General features: G+C 74.5%; 2 protein-coding genes. Both read right to left on the reverse strand.

Features of this window, described 5'->3' with window-relative positions; translation table 11 throughout:
* Positions 1-33 precede the first annotated feature (33 nt).
* Positions 34-312 (reverse strand): HPr family phosphocarrier protein, encoded by a 279-nt coding sequence (locus ACYVM4_RS11500; RefSeq protein ID WP_368822653.1) that lies wholly within the window; start codon positions 310-312, stop codon positions 34-36.
* A gap of 80 nt (positions 313-392) precedes the next feature.
* Entirely contained in the window at positions 393-2,093 is a 1,701-nt protein-coding gene (gene ptsP / locus ACYVM4_RS11505; RefSeq protein WP_460668660.1) for a phosphoenolpyruvate--protein phosphotransferase, read from the reverse strand.
* Positions 2,094-2,149 lie beyond the last annotated feature (56 nt).

The following is a 2,149-nucleotide window of genomic DNA, read 5'->3' on the forward strand; positions in this document are numbered from 1 at the left end:
GCGGGCGCCGTGGCCGGACGGTGCGGGACGGACCTACTCGGCGTCGTGGTCCGTCTCGAGGATCTGCACGAGCGCGTCGAGCGCGTCGTCGGCGCCCGCGCCCTCGGCGCGGAGAACGACCTTGTCCCCCTGGGCGGCGCCGAGGGACATCAGCGACAGCACGCTCGAGGCGTCCATCGCCTCGTCCTCGGGCTCGCCCTCGGCGGCGATCGTGATGTCGAGGTCGTACTCCCCGGCCGCCTCCGCGAAGATCGCGGCGGGACGGGCGTGCAGGCCGACGGACGAGGCGATGGTGGCGGTGCGTTCTGCCATGGTGGTGCTCCTTCGGGTTGCGGGGTCCTGGGTGACGGACCCCGGTGGTTGGGGTGGTGCGGAACGGTGCGGTCGGAGGATCAGAGCCCGAGCTCGGCGAGCACGCTGAGCTCCGTCCGCACGGCGGCGGAGGCCTCCTCCGCGCTGGGCTGCTCGATCGCGATCTCGGCGAGGGCCTGGGCCGTGGCGAGGTCGACGCTGCGCAGCACGGCGGCGACCGCGGCCAGACCGCGGGGGCTCATGGACAGGGTGTGCACCCCGAGGCCCACGAGCACCACGGCGAGCGCGGGGTCGGCCGCGGCCTCGCCGCAGACGCCCACGTTGCGCGGTCCGGCGCCCTCGGACTCGGCCCGGCGGGCGCCCTCCACGGTGTAGCGGATCATGCGCAGCACGGCGGGCTGCCACGGGTTGTTGAGCTCCGCGAGGGAGCCCATCATCCGGTCAGCGGCCATCGTGTACTGGGTCAGGTCGTTGGTGCCCAAGGAGACGAACCTGACGTGGCGCAGGATCTGGTCGGCGGTGACGGCTGCGGACGGCGTCTCGACCATGACCCCGGGCACCCGCAGTCCGGCGGCCGTCGCCATCGCGGCGAACTCCCGGGCCTCCGAGGTCGTGGCGATCATCGGCGCCATGACCCACACGTCCGCGTCCGTGGCCTTCTCCGCCAGGGCGATCGCCTCGAGCTGGCGGGCGAGCACGCCCGGCACCGAGCGGTCCGTGCGGTAGCCCCGCACTCCGAGCGCGGGGTTGGGCTCGGCGGTGTCGGTGAGGAAGGGCAGCGGCTTGTCCGCCCCGGCGTCGAGGGTGCGGACCACGACCTTCTTGCCGGCGAAGGACTCGAGGATCGCGGTGTACTGCTCCACCTGCTCCTCGACGGAGGGCTCCTTGTCCCGCCCCAGGAAGCAGAACTCGGTGCGCAGCAGCCCCACGCCCTGTGCCCCGGCCGCGGCCGCCGTGCGGGCGTCCTCGGGGGTGCCCACGTTGGCGAGCAGCGGGACCTCGGTGCCGTCCGAGAGCACGCCGCGGCCGTCGAAGGCGCCGCGCGCCGCGGCGCTGCGAACCCAGGCCTCCACGAGCTCCTGCTCGTCCGCCCCGGGCTCCGTGCGGATCTCGCCGGTGGCGCCGTCCACGAACACGCGCGTGCCGTCCGCGAGCGCCTCGACGCCGCGGGCCGCCACGACCGCGGGCAGACCGAGGTTCCGGGCCAGGATGGCCGTGTGGGACTGCGGCCCGCCGCCGGAGGTGACCAGGGCCAGGACCATCTCGGGGTCCAGGGTCGCGGTGTCGACGGGCGCGAGGTCCTCGGCGGTCAGCACGAACGGGACGTCCCGCTGGGGGACGCCCGGCATGGGCAGCCCCTGGAGCTGGGACACGAGCCGCGCCCGGACGTCCTCGATGTCCGCGGCGCGCTCGGCCATGTACCCGCCCAGGGCGCGCATCTGGTCCGCGTAGTCGCTCGCGGCCTCCCACAGGGCGCGCTCGGGGGCGAGTCCCTTGCCGTTGATCAGCTTCGCGGCGTTCTTCAGCAGTGCCCTGTCCCCCGCCATGAGGGCGGTGGACTTGAGCACATCCGCGGCGTCCTTCTCGGTGGCGACCTCGGCGCGGCGCTTGAGCTCGGCCTTGACCGCGGCCGCGGCCGTGTGCAGCCGGGCCACCGCCGCCTCGGGCTCCTCGTCCCGCAGCGTCAGCCCCGCGGCCGGCTCGGAGACGGGCTCCGGCATGCTCACGAGCTCGCCGATGACGCGGCCCGCGCACACCCCCACGCCTGTCAGTGTCTGCATGGTGCTCCTCTTCCTCGAGAAAGTGCTGGTCGGTCGGCGCACGGGCCCCGATCGGG

It is taken from the genome of Kocuria himachalensis (genome assembly GCF_054784195.1).

Coding starts and splice junctions, on each gene's coding strand:
- ptsP (WP_460668660.1), bottom strand. CDS start 2,093: ATGCAGACACTGACAGGCGTGGGGGTGTGCGCGGGCCGCGTCATCGGC.
- ACYVM4_RS11500 (WP_368822653.1), bottom strand. CDS start 312: ATGGCAGAACGCACCGCCACCATCGCCTCGTCCGTCGGCCTGCACGCC.